This window comes from Butyrivibrio sp. VCB2006 (assembly GCF_000420945.1).
Taxonomy (GTDB): Bacteria; Bacillota; Clostridia; order Lachnospirales; family Lachnospiraceae; genus Butyrivibrio.
Genome location: NZ_ATVX01000009.1, coordinates 1 through 17,284, shown reverse-complemented (window position 1 = coordinate 17,284; position 17,284 = coordinate 1). Strand labels below are relative to the sequence as shown.

Below are 17,284 nucleotides of genomic sequence, written 5' to 3'. Positions count from 1 at the left end.
AAGCTGATAAATGCAGAGAAATTCTGATCTTGCGAGCTGTCATTATTATAGGACAGCATTTGAGTACAATAGAATTATAAGAATTATAAGAACTACAAAAGTTGTTGGGGCACTGGGGAGAAAGGTAACACGTCATGGAAGATAATGGCGCTATTAGAGAATATTCTTCATCCGGGGTCTCAACTTTTTTGCATCATACAGAACTCGGAGAGGCAATAAAGCAGATTACATTCGAGAGAAAGACATATCTCGGAGTAGTGAAAGTATACGGACTTAGGAACAAGGAGTATCTGCTTGAGAATGTCCAGGGACTTCAGATAGGTGATTGGGTAACTCTTTATCGAAAATATAATAGTGAATCTCCTGATTGCACAGCAGTAGCGTCTGCATTTCCTGATGATGGATCATCAATAAGGGTTCATACGCTGGCAGGGTTATGTCTGGGATATATTCAGCCTCCGGAGAGATATGTTATGGCTGAACTTATGAAGGCAGGGAAGCACCTTTATGCAAAGGTGCATTCATTAAACGTGGATATGCCAATGGAAGAGCTGGACACGCAGAAGGCAGTTACGCTTGACCTGTACTGGATGGAAGAGTCTAAACCGCTTAATTTGGCCAATACCTTCGAAATAGGTGAGACAAAGGGTGAAGTTATGGAGAAGAATGGTAATGCTATTTGGCTGGCATATTCTTTTCCTGACAGGAATTCTAAGTATCTTGACGGCATGAGTGAAGCAATTGGCCAGATGGAAGTAAATGATCATTTAAGGCTGATAAAAAGAGCAACTGAAGACAACCCCTGGGCCATTGAAGTCTGGAGTGAGGACAAGAAACGATTTTATGGACACATGGATTCCCGGGATACTAAGATCCTTTCGCATATGCTTGATGAGGGAAAGCATGTTTATGGCGTTGTAAGAAATAGGCAGAGGGCGTCTGTTCCACATCTTTTGCATTATGACTTTGATATTTATGTTGAGGATAAGTGATTTATGGGAAATGAGATTGTATTATCGCAGGTCATTGATGAATATGAGTCTCTGATACAGGAAGTGCAGAAGCTGAAAATGGTAGTTGCTGCGCTAGAGGCAGAAAAGGATGATCTGGAGCTCAATGTCTGCAGAAGACTCAGGGCGGAATATGATGAAAAGATAGGTCATCTCGAGTTGCAGATCACCAGCTATAATCTTGAGATTGAAAGACTTCGCTCAATTATTGAAAGTATACAGGCGGCAGTCAATAGGGATGAAAAGATCACGCCTGAAGATGCAGGGAAAGAAGCAGATGAGAAGCTGAAAAACTTCTATGATGACCTGGGTAAAAGAGCCGAGCAGGCCAAGGAAGATGAGGAGTTTGCCAAGAAGCGTGCTGAGCAGGATGAAAGGAACGCCCAAGATGCCGGATATAGCGAAGATGAACCTGAGGACGATGAGCCATTTGATTGGGATGAGTTCTTCAAGAACATAGATGATTTCAATAAGGCATTTGAGAATTTCTTTAGAGCTTTTGGAAATGCCTTTGGTGGAGGCTCAGAAAGCAGCGGAGATTATTCGAGATCAGAATCCTATGACCAGGGTGCTTCAGCAAAGAAAAATGTCAATCCGGCAAAAGAGCTTAAAAGCCTGTACCGTAAGATTGTGAAGGCGCTCCACCCTGATAACAAGAAGAATAGAACACCCAAGGATGACGAGCTTTTGATGGAAGCAAAGAAGGCCTTTGAGGAAGGCAATTTGGAAAGGCTTCGTCAGATTGCTGAGATGATTGAAGATGAAGATATCGAAAAGAGATTTAAGAATACTCCAGAAGATATCGAAGCTCTTAAGAATTTGAAATATAGACTTAAGACCAGGTTGATGTATCTTCAAAGAGAGGTTCAGCATATCAAGAATAGCTTTCCGTACAATGAGAAGGATTTCCTTGCTGACGATGAAGCTGTTGCAGCTAAGCAGGAAGAGCTTAATAAGATAATTGAAAGCTGCAAGAATACGATTTCAGCACTTAAAGAGAGGATAGCTATACTGCAGGAGCAGATGAGTAGTTGATTATTGTTTGAGGATAAGTCATGGATATACAGGAATTAAAAAGCACAATAAATGATTTCGGACGGGCAATGAAGCTCATCCAGGAGAAATCAAACGCCGATTCAGATCTTGTGGAACCTGCGAGAGCAGAGATTGCATTCTTTGGGATGTATCTCATTTTTGATGAAGGTTCTTTTGATGAAAAGGAGCTGGAGCTTATAGAGGAAGCTTCCGGATTTAAAGTAAACAGAAATCATTGGAATGAGATCATGGAGCTGGGAAGAGTAGAGTCAGAGGAAAAATATCTTTTGCAACCACCGCACACATTCTCGGTGATGGTGGATGTTGACAATATGCTGTATGGGATTGGCGAGGAAATGACAGCATATAACGCCGCATATGAGGTTTATAAGCTTGTTGGAGAGACTCTAGTTAACATAAAAGGTTTCACTGATGAGAAGAGGCAGGGGAAGCTGGATAGATTCTTGGAAATGGTAGAGAAGTTCAGGAGAGACAACTCGGATGATCCAGGAATCAGGAATGGAAGGGATGAGGAGATATTTGTTAATCCTGCAAAGAAGGGTGTTCCGGCACCTAAGAAGAGTTAAAGAGAGGATTTTACTATGAATACAGCACTTAAGAGAGTAATGGATGAATTATATACACTGTGCGATCCGAATGGAGCATCCGTAAGCGGGGCAGCTGCCAGTAATAGTTCAGAAAGGGAAGCAATGAAGACAGAAATGGTGGACTTTTTGTCATACCTTTCTGCTGCAGATGGGACTATATCAGAGGTTGAGACTTCTTTCATAAATGAGTATTTTAGCCTTAATTATTCAGTAGAGGAGCTGAAGGCATATATTGAAAAAAATGGAATCTATTCCACTGCTTTTGAGAAGAAAGCGCCTGGTACGCTGGTAAGGCTGATTGAACAGGATAACAATGCGTTTAAACAGAGATTGGAACTATCTGTCTCTGCCAGTGCATCATACATTGATGTATTTGATTGCTTGGGCAAAGAGTTCATCGTTTGCGATGGTGAGGCTGAGAAGCAGGAGATTGAGGATTTCTCAACTTATATGGATACGCTTAGGAAATATAAGAGAGAACACAGCTCTTTCTCCGACAAGGTGAAAGGCTCAATAGATATCAGCGATGTGCATCCTGGAGAGACCATTCCTAAGTTTGATGCAGAAGGAAACAAAGAGAAGACCTTGGAAGAGCTGCTGGAGGAGCTTAACGAACTAATCGGTCTTGAGTCAGTTAAGAAGGATGTCAATACTCTGATACATATGCAGGAGATTAAGAAGCTTCGTAAAGAACGTGGCCTTAAGGAGATTCCAGTATCAAATCACCTTGTGTTCTATGGCAATCCTGGAACCGGAAAGACTACAGTAGCGAGACTTCTGGCACAGATTTACCACGTGATGGGAATTCTTTCGAAGGGACAGTTTATTGAAACGGATCGCTCGGGTCTTGTTGCCGGATATGTTGGTCAGACTGCTCTAAAGGTTCAGGAAGTGGCTCAGAAGGCTCTTGGCGGAGTACTATTTATAGATGAGGCATATTCCCTGACAAGGAGCGATAGTGGTAACGACTATGGCGCTGAGGCTGTGGATACGCTTTTGAAGTTTATGGAAGACCATAGAGATGACTTTATAGTTATCGTTGCCGGTTATCCGGAGCTAATGGCTGAATTTATTGATTCAAACCCAGGCCTGAGATCAAGGTTTAACAAGTATATTAACTTTGAGGACTATGACGACATAGAGCTTCTTGAGATCTTTAAGCTCATGTGCAAGCATGCAGGATATATTCCAACTGAGGAAGTGATCAAGCACTGCGCATATACCTTTGAGAAGAAATACCAGAACCGTAGCAAGAACTTTGCTAATGCCCGCGAAATCAGGAACTTCTTTGAGACAGCTATGATGAATCAGGCAGATAGGCTATTTGAGATTAAGGATCCTACCAATGAGCAGCTGAGTACGCTGGAGCTGGCGGATGTGGAAGGAATTATGTGATAGTTGTCCAACTGTTGGACAGAGTAGGGGAATACTATGGGCTTATTTGATGTTGATGAAACTAAACTACAGGCTTTTTATCATAGGGCTTGGCTTGAGTGCAACAGGGGATATGTTGATCCAAGGAAGTATCCTTATCTCGATAAGGCACTGTATATCTTTGCCAGAGAGAATAACTGCACTTATGATGAGGCTTATCTACTAGCCAAGACAGGAAAGAAGTTCTTTTAATGGGAAAAACTACTGATCATGCGGGCATTGTTCCGGTTATAAGTGAATATGACAAGCTTATAGAGGAAATCCTCGAGCTTGAACTTAAGCTGGCGGCTCTTGCAGAGGAGATTGATGACCTGGAGAATCATATATGCGTTGAGCTGAGGGCAGACTATGACCAGAAGGTTGGTAACCTGGAGTATCAGGCGCAGGCCTACAGGCTTGAAATCGCTCGTCTGAAGAGAGCTATAGAACTGCTACAGGCAGCTATCAATCGTCAGGAAGCGGCCAAGTATGAAGAAGTTCAGAAGAAGGTCGAGCAGGAGTACAAGCAGTATGAAGAAGACCTGAACAAGAAGGCCGAAGACATGAAGCGCGACAAGGAATACAAGGAACGTCGTGCTAAGCAGGATAAAAAGAACGAAGAAAAAGCCGAGGAAGAGAGAAAAGCCAGGGAAGAAGGAAAGGATACGAGGGGAAAGGCCTCTGGCGGTAAAGATGGTGAATCAGCTGATAAAGAGGATTCATCGAAAGATAAGGACAAAAAAGAGGATGAAAAGTCTTCAGAAACGAATAGTGAGGACAGAGAAAAAGCGGAGGATGCAGGTCTTGGTAATGACAGCGAGACCATTCATGAAACTCCAAAGGAGGAGCTTAAGCGTCTTTACAGAATGATCATGAAGAAGCTTCATCCTGATGCTAATCCAAATGCCACGGAGAAGGATAAGGCTCTTTTGTTAAAGGCACAGAAAGCATATGCGGAAGGTGATCTTGAGACTCTTCGTGAGATAGCAGACCAGTTGGATGATACGGATATTACTGAGAAATACAGCGATAATCCTGATGATATAGCCAAGCTCCGGGAGCTCAGAGCAAAACTTGCCGAAAAGGTCGAGATCCTCTTGGCTCATATTGATGAGATCAAGAACAGCTTCCCTTATACTGAGAAGGACTTCCTCGCTAATGAGGATGCTGTTAAAGCAAGGCAGGAAGAGCTGGCAGAGTATAACAGGCAGTGTGCAGATAAGATTATTGAGCTTCAAGAAAAGATCCTTGAGCTCAGCAAAGTAGCAGAAAAGAACGAGAAAGAAGCCAAGAAACGTAAAGCAAAAAAGGAGTAGCCAATGGGAGAAAACAAGGAACTTGCCAATGTTCAGAGTGCAGCACTTACATCAAGCATACTCAGTAAGAATGGCATAGATACAAGCCTTCCGTTTTCCAGGGATATCTTTTTGATGAATACAATGATCAATGGTGCTATGCATGTGAAGACTATTTACAAGCAGGCAAAGGCATTAAAGAAGGGCGACAGGCTCAAACTGCTGTTGGAGCCAAAGAATAAGTATGATGAGAAAGCTATTCTTGTTCTTGATCCTAAGGGGAAAAAGCTTGGATATATCCCCAGGGTTAAGAACGAAGTGCTCTATCATTTGATGGATGCAGGAAAGGAACTGTTCGGAATTGTTCATGGTGGTGATATAGGGGACCATCTTGACGAACGGGATTCCTGGATTGAGATTTACATTGATGTTTATATGTGTGATTAAGACGACTATTGCAAAACTAAATTCCACTCTGTCATAAGCAGTAGAAACGTTGCTAGTACAGGCTTTTTGAGGATTTTTGATTGTTGTGGTTACGGAATGAAACCGAAGAGTTACGTTTCGTAACCTTTGCTATTGCCATAAATATATGTGCTCAATATAATGTGCTCATCAGAGTCGACACTGATAAGGAGCAAATGCATGGATGAAAAAGATAAGCAGATTTTGAATATGATCAAAGGCGATGCCCGCAAGAGCTACCAGGAGATTGGCGATGCTCTGGGAATTTCCAGAGTGGCTGCCAAGAAGAGAATTGCAAAGCTTGAGGAAGCCGGAATCATCCGCCAGTATAACACCTACATAAAGAGAGATGATGAGATAACGATGCTGATCGATATCATTACAACTCCCGAAGGTTTTGACAGGGTGCTGGAATATGTCGCCACAAGAACAGTGTATGTGCGTCAGATCTACACCACTCTCAAGGAATATCATATTCATCTTGTTGCTGTATCCGATTCTCTAGAGCAAATCAATTACATGGCCAAGATAATCAAAAAGGCCTGCATTGATGATATCGTTGAATATCATGCGCGCCAGGTCCGGGAGATTATCAAGGACGTCTACGGAGGAATTGAATATGAGCGCAGATCAGAGCCAGACACTGTCACAGATAATCGAGCAGATAACCGGGGACAGGATTCATGAGAAAAAGGGCGGGAAGTTCTTTTTCAATATTTACCTGAATTCCAAGATGAGCGAGACGCCAATTGAGGCATTGGACCTTGGAGTCAGAGCATATAACAGTTTAAAAAGAGCTGGATACGGAACTATCGGAGATCTAGCAGAGGCAATCGCCGGTGGAACAGAAATCAGTAAGATCAGGAACTGTGGCTCCAAGAGCTGCAGAGAGATAATGGAAAAGCTCTTTTTATACCAGTACAGTGCTCTTCCACAGGAGAAAAGAGCTAAATATATCCTTGAAGTTGTGCAGATGAATGCCGCAAAACAGGGCTCCTGAGGGCAAGAGAACTATTGTTCGTGAATATAGGGAGGTTTATAACCCTGATAGAGTATTAGACTTAGGTCATAAGATAAAGCAAGGGAGAAAAATCTTTTTCCAAAACAGCGATTTAAAACGGGTTAAGCAGCGGAAGGCAACATTTATTCCAAAGAGCCCAGGCTTTATCCTAGTAATAAGATAACACACAGTTCACCCATAAGGAGGACAGAAACCATGAAAAAGACAATGATTGGTTTGATGATAGCATTAGCAATGATGTTCCTGACAGTCAGCGCTTCACCTGTAACTGTAGAAGCATCAAACAAGACAAGGACAACAACTTCATATTCGAAGAAATCAAAGAAAAATAAGACAACAAGCTCCTCTTCCAAGAAGAGTAAATCTTCCAAGAGTTCAAAGAGTTCCAAGAAGAGTAGTTCATCAAAGTCAAAATCAAAGAAGTCCAGCAGTGATTACTATAATTCAGACAAGTATAAATCAGCCCAGGATTTCGCAGATGATAAGTATGAAGAGTTCTACGATTACGAAGATGACTACGATGATTACGACGAAGCTTACGAGGCAGCTGAGGATTACTGGAACGATCTTTACGACTGAGGAGAATATTTAGGGAAAGACAACGGGGGAGATAGCTTGGAGCTGTTTCCCCATTTTAAACCAGGAGGATTTAGTCATGGAAGGACCTATGGATAGATTATTTGGACATTCGGCATTTGATTTAAACCGCGATGGAAAGATTGATGGAGCAGAATGGGCTTTTATTAACGACACGTTTTTTGAAGACAATAATGGAATTTCAACTGGAAGCAACGTTGAGGAAGATGACGACGTTTTAGATGAGATCGAGATGGCAGGTCTCGACAGGGACGAGCTCGAGTTCATGGATGAAGATGAACGCAGGGAAGCTCTTGAGGATGCTGGGCTTGATCCAGATGATTTTGACGATGAGTTTTGATTGCAGATAAAGAGGTAAGAATTATGGGATTATTAGATGTAAATGAAGACAGAATAAAGGCTTTATATAAAAGAGCTTGGTATGACTGCAACAGAGGATACGTAGATCCACGCAAATACCCGGATCTTGACAGCGCACTATACCAGTTCGCCATGGAAAACAAGTGTACTTATGATGAGGCATATATCCTGGCAAAGACAGGAAAGAGAATGTTCTAATTTCCTGGGAAAGTGAGGGAGCTATGGCATACGATAATTTTGAGAATACTCCTTTTGATTTGAACCATGATGGACATATAGATTCCAATGAAGCTGCATATATTTACGATACTTTTTACAAAGAAAGTGATGAAGGCGGCAGTGTAGACATCGATGATGGCGATGACATTGGTGGCGGTGGTTGGTATCCTACAGCTGAAGAGCGGAAGAAAATGAATGCTGACATGGAGAAGCTTCGCAGAGATGTTCAGGCAGAAAAGTCAGGGCATATATTGTTCGCTATAATTGTTATTGCTGCGATATGGCTATTTGTTGGGAACAATATCATAGGAGCATTGGTGTTGTTTGGATTATACATATTGGGGAGTGTGTTTGATTTTTGGAGATAAGTATTAACGTAAGTAAGACTGGTTTTGCAAATTGATTATGTGCATTGCTGAGTCGGGATCGAACAAGGCATCCCGACTCTTTGTCGCTCTTTTGGCGACAAAAATGTAAATGTTATAAGGTATATTTTTAGTGTTGGGGATTTAACTGGCGGAGTAGAAATCATCATATTCATCTGAATCGTTATCAAGTCCGAACAAATCCAATCTTGGAAGTGAAAAGTGGCTTAGCAGATCTTTTATTGGATTTTTGACCTTCGCAAGACGTGGAATATACTCGAGGTTTGAATAATTGATGTCTAGAATCCCGGGATTATACATATCAAAGTGCCGGATGAAATTATCAAAAAGGAATTCACTTGATAGTCTGCTGCATTCATCTATTTGTGGAGAGTAAACTATAATTGAATCAGCGCCGGTTTTTCTTACTTTACCAAGGATAGCCACAACGAGATCATAGTATGCGCAGGGCTTTGAGAAGAATTCTTCGGGGCATTCATCAAGATCTTCTTCAAGGTCTTCGACAGTAGAGTATTCCCATGACATAGCATCAAATGTAAAGACTTTTTCTGCATCACTGTGATGATTGAGAAAAGCTCTTACCTTTGTTATCGATGAATTGTGGCTTGTGTCGATAATAATAATTTTCATTGAGAGGCTCCTTTTAGCATGAAACAAGAACACATTTTTTATCTGTTTGATCTTGAAAATCCGGATAATGACGTCAAAGAGGCGATAAACAAAGATGTTACCGAATCCAAGATTGTTGCTGAAGTGAATAGCATGCTTTCTGATATAGATGAAACAACAACTTTTTCATCCATGGTCCGCTACTATATGGACACCAAGCGGCTTACTACGAAAGATCTCTACGAGAGAGCCTATATTGACAGGAGGTTGTTTCACAAGATAATTAAGAATCGCAGGTATCATCCTTCAAAGAAAACAGTGTTTGCTTTATGTATTGCTTTTGGTCTGGATTATCTTGAAAGTGTTGAATTGCTCGGACTTGCAAGCTATTCCTTTGCCTCGAATAACAGAGGTGATATGATCCTGAGATACTTTCTGTCAAAGCGGATTTATGATATAGATCTGATCAACAGTGTGCTATATCAATTCAAATGTCCTTGTATTGGTGATTGATTACATTGTAGTAGTTGTTTGTTGTGGATGTGTCGCCGACTCGGCGACTGGAATATGGTTATAACGTAGTGCGGAGAGCTGATCCAAGAACTTGGACGCTCTCCGCTCTTCGCATCTTCGCATAAGTACGTGTATCCAGGGAGGAATATGGGACTCCTTGTGTGGCATGATAGTATCATCAGAACAAAGCAAAACATTTTTTATCACTGTTTTAGCAAAATAACACAGAGAATCTCGCTGAAGTAACCATGTATTACATGAAGGCTTGGCGGTAAGCTTATAACAGGATAAAACTCTTTTCACCTGAAATGGAGGTAGTGGTTATGAAGAGGACATTATTAAGCATTTTAGTAGCAGTGATGATGATGATAACATCTGTGGGAATGACATCAGTATCTGTAGAGGCAGCTGGCAAGAATAAAACAACTAGCAGTTATTCATCGAGCAAGAAGAGCACAAAAAAGAAAACAACAAGCTCAAAGTCAAAGAACAAGAGCTCTTCAAAATCATCAAGCAGCAAGAGTTCATCTAAGAAGAGCAGTTCTAAGTCATCAAAGAAATCCTATGATTCATACGACGTACATAACTACAAGTCAGCACAGGACTTTGCAGATGACAAGTACGAAGAGTTCTACGATTACGAAGATGACTACGAAGATGAAGACGAAGCTTATGATGCAGCTGAAGATTACTGGAACGACAATTATTGACGATTGCCGGAAAGGAAGGAAATATGGGTATCTCTTTTAATGAATTTCATCATATGGGAATGGAAAGATATGATGGCGGCGCAGATAGATGGGATTTTGACCATGATGGAGAAATGAGTATCTTCGAGGAAAACTGCAGAAGAGTTCATGACGATATGATGTATGAAATGATGACAGAAAGCTCTGATTCCAAATCACATCACTGGGATGATGACGAAGATCTGGAAGATGAGTTAGAGTTTATGAGTCCGAAAGAGCGCAGAGAAGCGCTTGAGGATGCTGGATATGACACGGACGACTTCGATGATGATTTCGGAGACGACTTTGGAGATGATTTTTAATCGTGTGTGTTTTGACATATCAGATCCTGAATGAAATGATCCATCCTCTGGATAGTAAGGATTTGTTGCCACAGGGCGTGCGGTCTGGTAGGGGATTTCGTGAGATCAGCCGGGCTACTCCTTTCTAAAACTTGTGAAGGCGGTTTTATAATGACAGATGAACAGAAAACAAGAATACGACAGGCAGGACCAAATGATTGTGAATTTGATGGAATGCCTATGCACCCACATTATAGACATTTTTTGATTTGTGCGGGATTTAAGGATTTATGTGAAGTGGAGTCCAAAACGGAAGAAGAGTTCATAGAAATAATGAATAATGCTAAAAACCGGGCAGGACAACCGCTATCACACATGAATAATCTTGGAAATACTATGGTAAGAAATCTTAAGAAACATGGTCTTGTTTATAAAGAAAACGAAGATTTGTGATGGCATTCGGGCTGGGACATATGAGAGTTCCAGTCCATTTTTTATGAGTGAAACAGAGCTGTTAGGGTTATAATGGATATAACTGTTTTGGAGGAGTTTAGTTAATGGGAAAGACAGCTATCGTTTATTATAGCCAACATCATGGAAATACTAAGAAGGTCCTGGATGCAATTGCTGGTTATGATAACGACATTATGCTTATTGATGTAACTGAGAAGCATGAAGTGGATCTGACAGGATACGACCGGATAGGATTTGCAAGTGGCATTTATTTTGGGAAGTTTGCAGAGCAGCTTCACAACTTTGCGAAGGTTAATCTGCCTACCGGTAAGGATGTGTTTTTTATCGCAACTGCAGGTAATCCTATAAATCACAACTTTAATTCTATCGTGGCAGCTACTAAAGAGAAACACTGTAACGAGATCGGAAGATTCCAGTGTGGTGGGTTTGACACCTTTGGCCCGTTCAAGATTGTAGGAGGGCTTCAGAAGGGGCATCCTACAGAGGAAGAGCTTCAGGTTGCAGTGGAGTTTTACAAGAATTTATAATCTCTGACATGGCAAAGAGGTTAGATACCTGGAAGAACCATAACAAGGAAAAAGAACAGATAGACGCAGAAACTATTGGTGATAAGAATAAGTTCTTGATTTGCATAGATAGTAAATTAAATGCCTGATAATCACCGATATAGTTATATATGAGCCTTCTGAACTAAGATATAATGATTTCAACATCAAAATTGTTGGAGGGCTTATAATAATGACTGCAAAGGTTTTATTGATTCTTGTTTTGGTTGCTACGATAATACCGGTATGTTTACTGTTCGGTATCATAAAGGATCATGATGCGGAGATTTATGTATATTGCCTAAGAGGAAGCAGAAGCATAAGCGCTGTAAAGAAACTGAAGACTTTTGGCTATAAAAGAGCCAGAAGTATAGGCGGAATCGCGTCATATAAAGGATTAACAGTACTAGATTAAGAGGCAGGGATGCCTCTTTTTTGTGCCGGAATGATAAATTTGTAATAAGAAGTACAATACTATTTTATCCAAATTAGCACTCTCGGTTGACGAGTGCTAATTGCGGTGTTATAGTGTTTGTAGAACAAAGGAACAGAGAAGACCGTTAGGACTTAACTTTCCTAAGATCTAAACCCTCCGTCCCATTGCTCATTAACATAGATAATGTTTTTGATGCAAAGGAGGTATGTATTATGTTAGCACCCAGTATTTTTGAAGAGAATTTTATCGATGATCTGTTTGGATTCCCAATGAATGAATTTGACGACATGGAGAGGAACATGGAGCGTAAGCTCTATGGAAGAAAAGCAAACAGGATGATGAAGACCGATATCAGGGAAAAGGATGATAACTACGAAGTATCAGTTGACCTGCCAGGCTTCAAGAAGGAAGAGATAACAGTAGAACTTGATAACGGCTATCTTACCATCAGCGCAGCAAAGGGCCTTGATAAGGACGAGAACAAGAAGGGCAAACTTATCCGTCAGGAGAGATATGCAGGATCCATGACAAGGAGCTTCTATATTGGAGACAATGTAGAGAAGGGCGATATCGAGGCAACCTACAGGCACGGAGTTCTTACGGTGACAGTTCCTAAGAAAGCCCTGGAAAAGAAGATCCCGGAAAAGAATCTGATAGCTATTGAAGGATGAAAAAGCTTTATTTTAAGGCACCCGGTACAATCAGTACCGGGTGCCTTTTCTACTAAACACCTCAGAATGTTATAATTTAAAGGAAAAAAGCATTGTACGAGGAGTTTAATAAATGAGCAGATTAAAAGAATTACGCATCCATCATGGGGAAGGTTTTGCAGAAAGTGGGATTGTTTGCGTGTTTTTCGACTTCTGTGGAGGTGGAACAGCATCCACAAGTGACGGAGATATGAAAAATATGACTATTGAGACGGAAGCTGCCGATCTTGATGCAGTGCTTGATACTGTAATAGAGCTCCCGTATATCAATAGCGAAGCCATATATCTCCAAGGTGAAAGCCAGGGCGGCTTTGTATCGGCCATTGTTGGCGCAAGAAGGAAAAGTGATATAAAGGGTCTTATCCTGTGGTATCCGGCATTTGTCATACCGGACGATGCCAGAAAAAGACTGGAAACAGGAAATTCGAGCATGTTTGGCAGGGAAATAACTGCTGAATATGATAATGTCGCAAAGAATATAGATGTTAAGCAGCTCCAAAGAGGCTTTGGGAAGCCGGTTCTTCTTATACATGGGGATAGGGATGACGTGGTGCCAATAGAGTATTCAAGGGAAGCTGCAGCCAACTATGGATATGCCACGCTTAAAGAGATACGTGGTGCAGGCCATGGATTTGACGGGCAGGATAGCGTTAATGCAAGAGAGATGTCCATCGAGTTTGTAAAGATCTATGAGGGAATAGCAGGCTTAAAATTGAGGTAAGGTCACAATTTCCCTCAAGCTAAGCAGGAGATGCTATGGCGAGAAATGTTCCCAGATTATGTGTTAATTGTGGAAGGAAGTTTACAGCCCAACATGGAGGAGCTATGTTCTGCTCACTGTCATGTAAGAGGATGTATGGCAACCATGTGAGCTTTAGATGCAGGGATTGCCGGAATGCTTCCTGTAAGGTCAGAAACAATGACCTGGTAAATTCGCCTCCGGACTGTGAAAACCTAAAGAACCCCAATAGGGCAGATTAAAGGCTGAAAAGTCGAATCATGTGACGACTTCTCAGCCATGCTTTAACTGATCATTTTGTTTTTACAGAAATAAAGAGGATTGTAAGCGATTGGAAATAGATCCATCAAGGGCGATGGGAGAATGAACAGATGAATTATATTGCAGAAATGAGAAAGCACGTAGGTCATGATCTGGTTATGACTGTCGGATGTGGCGTGTTAATAGAAAACGAAAAGGGAGAGCTCCTTCTTCAGAGAAGGAGTGACACCGGACAGTGGTGTGTACCAGGTGGCGCTCTTGAGCCTGGAGAAACATATATAGAAGCAGCAACAAGAGAACTGAAAGAAGAAACAGGAATATTGGTTTCAGACCTAAAGCTCTTTGGGCTGTATTCAGGTGCTGACAGGGAAATACATTATCCGAATGGAGATGTGGTATATTCGCTCTCCATTATTTTTATTACGACAAATTATTCGGGAGAGATATCGGTTCCCGATGGTGAAGCATTGGAGCATAGATTCTTTGACAGAGATACTATTCCAAAGGAGCTGTTTGTTCCAGACGCAAGACCGATTCTTGATTGGGCTAAAGGCATAAAGGAAGTAGAAGTAAAATGAACAGCATATTCCTTAATTCTCCCGCAACTATTGTCATCATTGGGATCAATATCATTATATTTGCCTTGGTAAACCTTCGGGCGTTTGATGTAAAAATGCTCGGATCTTCATATATGGATACTATACAGAACAGACAGTATTACAGGATAGTGAGTAGTGCGTTTACCCAGAAGGAAGTGTTGCATCTTGCCTGTAATATGTACTCGCTTTATAACATTGGAACAGTCCTTGAGCATGTCCTTTCTACAAAACTATATTCTATATGTTACATCGTAATCATGCTGTTCGGAGGCTATTTTTCCGCACGTTTCCATAAAAAAGGCTCGCCTTTTACATATTCCATTGGAGCATCCGGAGTGATATGCGGTCTATTGGGGATATATATGGTGATCGCATTTAGAGTGTTTGGGTTTGGAGGCATAAGATCTCTTATACCGACAATAATCCTTCTTATCGCAATGACTACATCAAAGAGGATAGACTCAATCGGACACTTTACCGGACTGATAGTTGGAATTATATGCGGCTTTGTTTTGGTCAGTGTATATTCTTATGGTTATTAACTAAAACTTACCAGTTTTACATAGGGAGCTGCGAGTTAATTTATATATAATATAACGTTTATTATGGGTTTATAATACGTTGATATAATGCTTTTGGGACCTGATGTAGCAGAGGAAACAAAAGTGGGAAAAAGAATTACGGAAAAGAATATATACAAAGAAAGAGCAATTGAGTCCTGTGGCTTCTGCAACCGGACATGCTGGGCTCTGCGCAGAAACAATATAACCGATGTTTTTGCCCTAATACATATATACAACAAGGGTACACTTGGAAGTATAAAGGGAATAGGTGAAAAGGGATATGCGGAAATAGAGAAGTATATTTCAGAAGAATACTTGGATTCGCAGGAATACTAAATATAATTAACTCTTTCGCTATTCATGGGTAGTGGGGGAGTTTTTTATTGACAAAAACGAGGATATGGTTGTTAAATATAGAGCGTTGCCCTAGAAATGCTTATAGAGAGGGAAAGTGCATGACAATCACTGATTTTATCAATTTACAGTCGGATCCAAAGATCAAAGAGATTCTTAATGACGTATATAAAACAATCAGGGAAGCCATTCCTGATGCAGAAGAGTGTATTTCATGGAATATGCCGACATTCAGAAAGGGTAAAAACATAATACATTTTGCTCCGGCAAAGAAACACTTAGGAATTTATCCCGGTCCTGATGCAATAGAAGCATTCGCCGGAAGGCTTACTGATTTTAATACCAGCAAAGGTGCTATACAGTTTCCATATAACAAAGAGATTCCATACGAACTTATAGCTGAGATTGCAAAGTGGAGCTACGAACAAAATGCCGTTGAATGAAAAGTGTTAAGAGGGCTTAGTTAAAGCCCCCTCAGTTACTAAGCCTCATTGTAATGAGCTGAAGATTGCCAGTTCCAAAGAACAGTGAGTTTCTAATCATACCAATTCTGTACAGGCTCAGCACATAAAACATCACACACATGATATGGAAGATACCGAACGTGTTTATAAGCTCCTCTACAGTTGGCGGATATCCATGTCTTCGCGTATAATTTCCGACAAACTCTGCAATATGTGATTCAAGTTTTTCCATTTGTGTAATCCCCTTTAATACATAATTATAGAAAAATTAAAGCATTTTCTTCAGGTCATTGCGGATTTTTGTAACCTGTGAGATTGCATTTTCGCATTCCCTTTTGGCCTTTCCGATCTGGGACTGTACAAGTACATCCATCAAAAAGCCATCGCAGAAGAGATCTCCAAATGTAAGGAATCCGTTAATATGAACCGATGAATATCCGTCAACGTCGCGAAGTTCCTTCGAGAACCTGGATAATGCCTTTTTTGCTTCATTAATTTCATACTCGGGATCGCTCATTTTGCCGTGCTTGATCAGGCCACTGATAAATCCGCCTCCAAGAGTATCAAAAAGTCCCCATCCACTGGCACTTGAAAGGCTTCTCTTTGCTCTTTCAAGATGATTAAGTGCCTCATCAGCAGCTTCAATTGCTTCTTGTATTTCTCTTGTTCTCATGTCGTACATAACTGTTCCTCCATACATGTTCAAGGTGAACTCTTGCTAATACCATAGTAGAACAGGGAATAGCGAAAATATATGACAGATGTAGTGTGATAAGCTGGCTTATTTTACTTTTTTAGAGAATGCATGACAGAAATGTGATGGATACGAGTTCCACATAATATTTTTAGGATAATTTAAGGCAGAACATATAATATGAATCTATAAGGAACAGAGATGTTCCACCCCCACACACATTTTCATAACACATATGCTGCCAGCAAGCTTTTACTGGCAGCAAACCTCCCTCGAAATAGCTCAAAATGAGCTTTACATATATTTGATAGACTCCCTTCTTCCTGTGCCAAATTGTTCACAGGAGGGAGAGGTGATGTCTGAACAAAAAGAATGGTTAAATACACTATCTTGTATTATATCAATATCAGTACTACAATATTATGTATAAGAAACCCGTAAACTTTATTTGTTCCAATGGAGAGTGATCATGATCACACAGTTCCCGGAAGTAATAACTATTGATGGTTTCGTTTACAAAAAGATGTCCCAGAGGGCAAGTGGAGGAGCATATTATGACTCCAAAGATAATCCTTCTGAGATAACATCGAAGTCAATCTGCCTTTATCCGAATGGAGAACTCACTTACAGCTGGAGAGGCGTTGAGCAAAAGTGGAATAAAAGCTACAGAATTGTAGGAAGACAGGCATTTAACTGAATATGGACAAATGGGCTTCACTGCAGAGATGCGCAATGTCATTAAGTTAGCATTGTAACATGAGGGAAAAGTTTTAAAGAGGATGTTGGAATTTGATATGATTCCCCTAAAGTAGACAATGGAAATAACCAAAGTCTCCTTTAGGGGGATTTTTTATGGCCAAAAAGAAACATTCTGTCGAGTGGAT

General features: G+C 40.8%; 29 protein-coding genes. 26 read left to right on the top strand and 3 right to left on the bottom strand.

The annotated features are described in order from the left end of the window. The first annotated feature begins 134 nt into the window (after positions 1-134). The 13 genes from G613_RS0110030 to G613_RS0109970 all read left to right on the top strand — a co-directional run bounded on the left by G613_RS0110030 (position 135) and on the right by G613_RS0109970 (position 8,391). Positions 135-992, top strand: a complete 858-nt coding sequence (locus G613_RS0110030; protein WP_029232539.1) for a hypothetical protein — start codon at positions 135-137, stop codon at positions 990-992. A gap of 3 nt (positions 993-995) precedes the next feature. Then, a complete protein-coding gene (locus tag G613_RS0110025; protein WP_029232538.1) occupies positions 996-2,045 on the top strand; it encodes a J domain-containing protein in 1,050 nt (349 codons plus the stop codon). Positions 2,046-2,065: 20 nt separating this feature from the next. Beyond that, positions 2,066-2,632 (top strand): hypothetical protein, encoded by a 567-nt coding sequence (locus G613_RS0110020; RefSeq protein ID WP_029232537.1) that lies wholly within the window; start codon positions 2,066-2,068, stop codon positions 2,630-2,632. Positions 2,633-2,647: 15 nt separating this feature from the next. Continuing rightward, positions 2,648-4,048 carry an AAA family ATPase gene (locus G613_RS0110015; RefSeq protein ID WP_029232536.1) on the top strand — a complete coding sequence of 467 codons (1,401 nt, stop codon included), beginning with the start codon at positions 2,648-2,650 and terminating at the stop codon, positions 4,046-4,048. A gap of 36 nt (positions 4,049-4,084) precedes the next feature. Next, positions 4,085-4,279: a hypothetical protein gene (locus G613_RS0110010; RefSeq protein WP_029232535.1), complete on the top strand. Its 195-nt coding sequence runs from the start codon at positions 4,085-4,087 to the stop codon at positions 4,277-4,279. Next, the gene (locus tag G613_RS0110005) at positions 4,279-5,382 is read left to right on the top strand and encodes a hypothetical protein (RefSeq protein ID WP_029232534.1); all 1,104 of its coding nucleotides are present in this window, start codon (positions 4,279-4,281) and stop codon (positions 5,380-5,382) included. The genes G613_RS0110010 and G613_RS0110005 overlap by 1 nt, the downstream gene beginning before the upstream one ends. Positions 5,383-5,385: 3 nt before the next feature. Then, positions 5,386-5,808 (top strand): HIRAN domain-containing protein, encoded by a 423-nt coding sequence (locus G613_RS0110000; protein ID WP_029232533.1) that lies wholly within the window; start codon positions 5,386-5,388, stop codon positions 5,806-5,808. 198 nt (positions 5,809-6,006) lie between these two features. Beyond that, the gene (locus G613_RS0109995) at positions 6,007-6,513 is read left to right on the top strand and encodes an Lrp/AsnC family transcriptional regulator (protein WP_029232532.1); all 507 of its coding nucleotides are present in this window, start codon (positions 6,007-6,009) and stop codon (positions 6,511-6,513) included. Further along, positions 6,446-6,826 (top strand): DNA-directed RNA polymerase subunit alpha C-terminal domain-containing protein, encoded by a 381-nt coding sequence (locus G613_RS0109990; protein WP_029232531.1) that lies wholly within the window; start codon positions 6,446-6,448, stop codon positions 6,824-6,826. Before G613_RS0109995 ends, G613_RS0109990 begins: the two co-directional genes overlap by 68 nt. 216 nt (positions 6,827-7,042) lie before the next feature. Continuing rightward, positions 7,043-7,426, top strand: coding sequence for a hypothetical protein (locus G613_RS0109985; protein WP_029232530.1), 384 nt, complete (start codon positions 7,043-7,045; stop codon positions 7,424-7,426). A gap of 76 nt (positions 7,427-7,502) precedes the next feature. Next, the gene (locus G613_RS0109980) at positions 7,503-7,784 is read left to right on the top strand and encodes a hypothetical protein (protein ID WP_029232529.1); all 282 of its coding nucleotides are present in this window, start codon (positions 7,503-7,505) and stop codon (positions 7,782-7,784) included. Positions 7,785-7,807: 23 nt separating this feature from the next. Further along, entirely contained in the window at positions 7,808-8,002 is a 195-nt protein-coding gene (locus tag G613_RS0109975) for a hypothetical protein (RefSeq protein ID WP_029232528.1), read from the top strand. Positions 8,003-8,025: 23 nt separating this feature from the next. Next, positions 8,026-8,391, top strand: coding sequence for a hypothetical protein (locus G613_RS0109970; RefSeq protein WP_029232527.1), 366 nt, complete (start codon positions 8,026-8,028; stop codon positions 8,389-8,391). 141 nt (positions 8,392-8,532) lie between these two features. On the opposite strand, the gene G613_RS0109965 is transcribed toward G613_RS0109970, so the two are convergent. Next, the gene (locus G613_RS0109965; RefSeq protein ID WP_029232526.1) at positions 8,533-9,039 is read right to left on the bottom strand and encodes a hypothetical protein; all 507 of its coding nucleotides are present in this window, start codon (positions 9,037-9,039) and stop codon (positions 8,533-8,535) included. An 18-nt stretch (positions 9,040-9,057) separates the two neighbouring features. On the opposite strand from G613_RS0109965, the gene G613_RS0109960 reads away from it, so the two are divergent. From G613_RS0109960 to G613_RS0109900, 12 genes are all read left to right on the top strand, one after another. Then, positions 9,058-9,531 carry a hypothetical protein gene (locus G613_RS0109960; protein ID WP_029232525.1) on the top strand — a complete coding sequence of 158 codons (474 nt, stop codon included), beginning with the start codon at positions 9,058-9,060 and terminating at the stop codon, positions 9,529-9,531. A 323-nt stretch (positions 9,532-9,854) separates the two neighbouring features. Further along, positions 9,855-10,241: a hypothetical protein gene (locus G613_RS18650; RefSeq protein ID WP_029232524.1), complete on the top strand. Its 387-nt coding sequence runs from the start codon at positions 9,855-9,857 to the stop codon at positions 10,239-10,241. Between the two features lie 23 nt (positions 10,242-10,264). Beyond that, positions 10,265-10,582, top strand: a complete 318-nt coding sequence (locus G613_RS0109950) for a hypothetical protein (RefSeq protein ID WP_029232523.1) — start codon at positions 10,265-10,267, stop codon at positions 10,580-10,582. Between the two features lie 150 nt (positions 10,583-10,732). Then, positions 10,733-11,014, top strand: coding sequence for a hypothetical protein (locus G613_RS0109945; RefSeq protein ID WP_035774567.1), 282 nt, complete (start codon positions 10,733-10,735; stop codon positions 11,012-11,014). 104 nt (positions 11,015-11,118) lie between these two features. Continuing rightward, positions 11,119-11,562, top strand: a complete 444-nt coding sequence (locus G613_RS0109940) for a flavodoxin domain-containing protein (RefSeq protein ID WP_029232521.1) — start codon at positions 11,119-11,121, stop codon at positions 11,560-11,562. Between the two features lie 211 nt (positions 11,563-11,773). Next, the gene (locus G613_RS18010; RefSeq protein ID WP_029232520.1) at positions 11,774-11,995 is read left to right on the top strand and encodes a rhodanese-like domain-containing protein; all 222 of its coding nucleotides are present in this window, start codon (positions 11,774-11,776) and stop codon (positions 11,993-11,995) included. Positions 11,996-12,228: 233 nt separating this feature from the next. Further along, positions 12,229-12,687 (top strand): Hsp20/alpha crystallin family protein, encoded by a 459-nt coding sequence (locus G613_RS0109925; protein ID WP_022770111.1) that lies wholly within the window; start codon positions 12,229-12,231, stop codon positions 12,685-12,687. A gap of 112 nt (positions 12,688-12,799) precedes the next feature. Then, positions 12,800-13,447, top strand: coding sequence for an alpha/beta hydrolase family protein (locus tag G613_RS0109920; RefSeq protein ID WP_029232519.1), 648 nt, complete (start codon positions 12,800-12,802; stop codon positions 13,445-13,447). 389 nt (positions 13,448-13,836) lie between these two features. Beyond that, positions 13,837-14,304 (top strand): NUDIX hydrolase, encoded by a 468-nt coding sequence (locus G613_RS0109915; protein ID WP_029232518.1) that lies wholly within the window; start codon positions 13,837-13,839, stop codon positions 14,302-14,304. Further along, positions 14,301-14,867 carry a rhomboid family intramembrane serine protease gene (locus G613_RS0109910; RefSeq protein ID WP_029232517.1) on the top strand — a complete coding sequence of 189 codons (567 nt, stop codon included), beginning with the start codon at positions 14,301-14,303 and terminating at the stop codon, positions 14,865-14,867. The genes G613_RS0109915 and G613_RS0109910 overlap by 4 nt, the downstream gene beginning before the upstream one ends. 123 nt (positions 14,868-14,990) lie before the next feature. Then, on the top strand, positions 14,991-15,224 hold the full coding sequence (locus tag G613_RS0109905; protein WP_155828063.1) for a hypothetical protein: 234 nt from the start codon (positions 14,991-14,993) through the stop codon (positions 15,222-15,224). Between the two features lie 68 nt (positions 15,225-15,292). After that, the gene (locus G613_RS0109900) at positions 15,293-15,685 is read left to right on the top strand and encodes an iron chaperone (RefSeq protein WP_155828062.1); all 393 of its coding nucleotides are present in this window, start codon (positions 15,293-15,295) and stop codon (positions 15,683-15,685) included. Positions 15,686-15,716: 31 nt separating this feature from the next. On the opposite strand, the gene G613_RS0109895 is transcribed toward G613_RS0109900, so the two are convergent. Both G613_RS0109895 and G613_RS0109890 read right to left on the bottom strand, forming a co-directional pair. After that, positions 15,717-15,938: a hypothetical protein gene (locus G613_RS0109895; protein ID WP_029232515.1), complete on the bottom strand. Its 222-nt coding sequence runs from the start codon at positions 15,936-15,938 to the stop codon at positions 15,717-15,719. Positions 15,939-15,974: 36 nt separating this feature from the next. Next, positions 15,975-16,388 (bottom strand): hypothetical protein, encoded by a 414-nt coding sequence (locus tag G613_RS0109890; RefSeq protein WP_029232514.1) that lies wholly within the window; start codon positions 16,386-16,388, stop codon positions 15,975-15,977. 481 nt (positions 16,389-16,869) lie between these two features. Between G613_RS0109890 and G613_RS0109885 the strand changes: the two genes are divergently transcribed. Next, entirely contained in the window at positions 16,870-17,097 is a 228-nt protein-coding gene (locus G613_RS0109885; protein WP_022770101.1) for a hypothetical protein, read from the top strand. The last annotated feature ends 187 nt before the right edge of the window (positions 17,098-17,284 follow it).

What these genes read in the sequence shown, in the direction of transcription:
- G613_RS18010 (WP_029232520.1), top strand. Translation starts at nt 11,774, where the DNA reads ATGACTGCAAAGGTTTTATTGATTCTTGTTTTGGTTGCTACGATAATA.
- G613_RS0109915 (WP_029232518.1), top strand. Translation starts at nt 13,837, where the DNA reads ATGAATTATATTGCAGAAATGAGAAAGCACGTAGGTCATGATCTGGTT.
- G613_RS0109990 (WP_029232531.1), top strand. Translation starts at nt 6,446, where the DNA reads ATGAGCGCAGATCAGAGCCAGACACTGTCACAGATAATCGAGCAGATA.
- G613_RS0109945 (WP_035774567.1), top strand. Translation starts at nt 10,733, where the DNA reads ATGACAGATGAACAGAAAACAAGAATACGACAGGCAGGACCAAATGAT.
- G613_RS18650 (WP_029232524.1), top strand. Translation starts at nt 9,855, where the DNA reads ATGAAGAGGACATTATTAAGCATTTTAGTAGCAGTGATGATGATGATA.
- G613_RS0109960 (WP_029232525.1), top strand. Translation starts at nt 9,058, where the DNA reads ATGAAACAAGAACACATTTTTTATCTGTTTGATCTTGAAAATCCGGAT.
- G613_RS0110015 (WP_029232536.1), top strand. Translation starts at nt 2,648, where the DNA reads ATGAATACAGCACTTAAGAGAGTAATGGATGAATTATATACACTGTGC.
- G613_RS0109950 (WP_029232523.1), top strand. Translation starts at nt 10,265, where the DNA reads ATGGGTATCTCTTTTAATGAATTTCATCATATGGGAATGGAAAGATAT.
- G613_RS0109890 (WP_029232514.1), bottom strand. Translation starts at nt 16,388, where the DNA reads ATGTACGACATGAGAACAAGAGAAATACAAGAAGCAATTGAAGCTGCT.
- G613_RS0109885 (WP_022770101.1), top strand. Translation starts at nt 16,870, where the DNA reads ATGATCACACAGTTCCCGGAAGTAATAACTATTGATGGTTTCGTTTAC.
- G613_RS0109895 (WP_029232515.1), bottom strand. Translation starts at nt 15,938, where the DNA reads ATGGAAAAACTTGAATCACATATTGCAGAGTTTGTCGGAAATTATACG.
- G613_RS0109920 (WP_029232519.1), top strand. Translation starts at nt 12,800, where the DNA reads ATGAGCAGATTAAAAGAATTACGCATCCATCATGGGGAAGGTTTTGCA.
- G613_RS0109985 (WP_029232530.1), top strand. Translation starts at nt 7,043, where the DNA reads ATGAAAAAGACAATGATTGGTTTGATGATAGCATTAGCAATGATGTTC.
- G613_RS0110025 (WP_029232538.1), top strand. Translation starts at nt 996, where the DNA reads ATGGGAAATGAGATTGTATTATCGCAGGTCATTGATGAATATGAGTCT.
- G613_RS0109975 (WP_029232528.1), top strand. Translation starts at nt 7,808, where the DNA reads ATGGGATTATTAGATGTAAATGAAGACAGAATAAAGGCTTTATATAAA.
- G613_RS0110030 (WP_029232539.1), top strand. Translation starts at nt 135, where the DNA reads ATGGAAGATAATGGCGCTATTAGAGAATATTCTTCATCCGGGGTCTCA.
- G613_RS0109965 (WP_029232526.1), bottom strand. Translation starts at nt 9,039, where the DNA reads ATGAAAATTATTATTATCGACACAAGCCACAATTCATCGATAACAAAG.
- G613_RS0110000 (WP_029232533.1), top strand. Translation starts at nt 5,386, where the DNA reads ATGGGAGAAAACAAGGAACTTGCCAATGTTCAGAGTGCAGCACTTACA.
- G613_RS0109925 (WP_022770111.1), top strand. Translation starts at nt 12,229, where the DNA reads ATGTTAGCACCCAGTATTTTTGAAGAGAATTTTATCGATGATCTGTTT.
- G613_RS0109970 (WP_029232527.1), top strand. Translation starts at nt 8,026, where the DNA reads ATGGCATACGATAATTTTGAGAATACTCCTTTTGATTTGAACCATGAT.
- G613_RS0110020 (WP_029232537.1), top strand. Translation starts at nt 2,066, where the DNA reads ATGGATATACAGGAATTAAAAAGCACAATAAATGATTTCGGACGGGCA.
- G613_RS0109940 (WP_029232521.1), top strand. Translation starts at nt 11,119, where the DNA reads ATGGGAAAGACAGCTATCGTTTATTATAGCCAACATCATGGAAATACT.
- G613_RS0109995 (WP_029232532.1), top strand. Translation starts at nt 6,007, where the DNA reads ATGGATGAAAAAGATAAGCAGATTTTGAATATGATCAAAGGCGATGCC.
- G613_RS0109910 (WP_029232517.1), top strand. Translation starts at nt 14,301, where the DNA reads ATGAACAGCATATTCCTTAATTCTCCCGCAACTATTGTCATCATTGGG.
- G613_RS0109980 (WP_029232529.1), top strand. Translation starts at nt 7,503, where the DNA reads ATGGAAGGACCTATGGATAGATTATTTGGACATTCGGCATTTGATTTA.
- G613_RS0110005 (WP_029232534.1), top strand. Translation starts at nt 4,279, where the DNA reads ATGGGAAAAACTACTGATCATGCGGGCATTGTTCCGGTTATAAGTGAA.
- G613_RS0110010 (WP_029232535.1), top strand. Translation starts at nt 4,085, where the DNA reads ATGGGCTTATTTGATGTTGATGAAACTAAACTACAGGCTTTTTATCAT.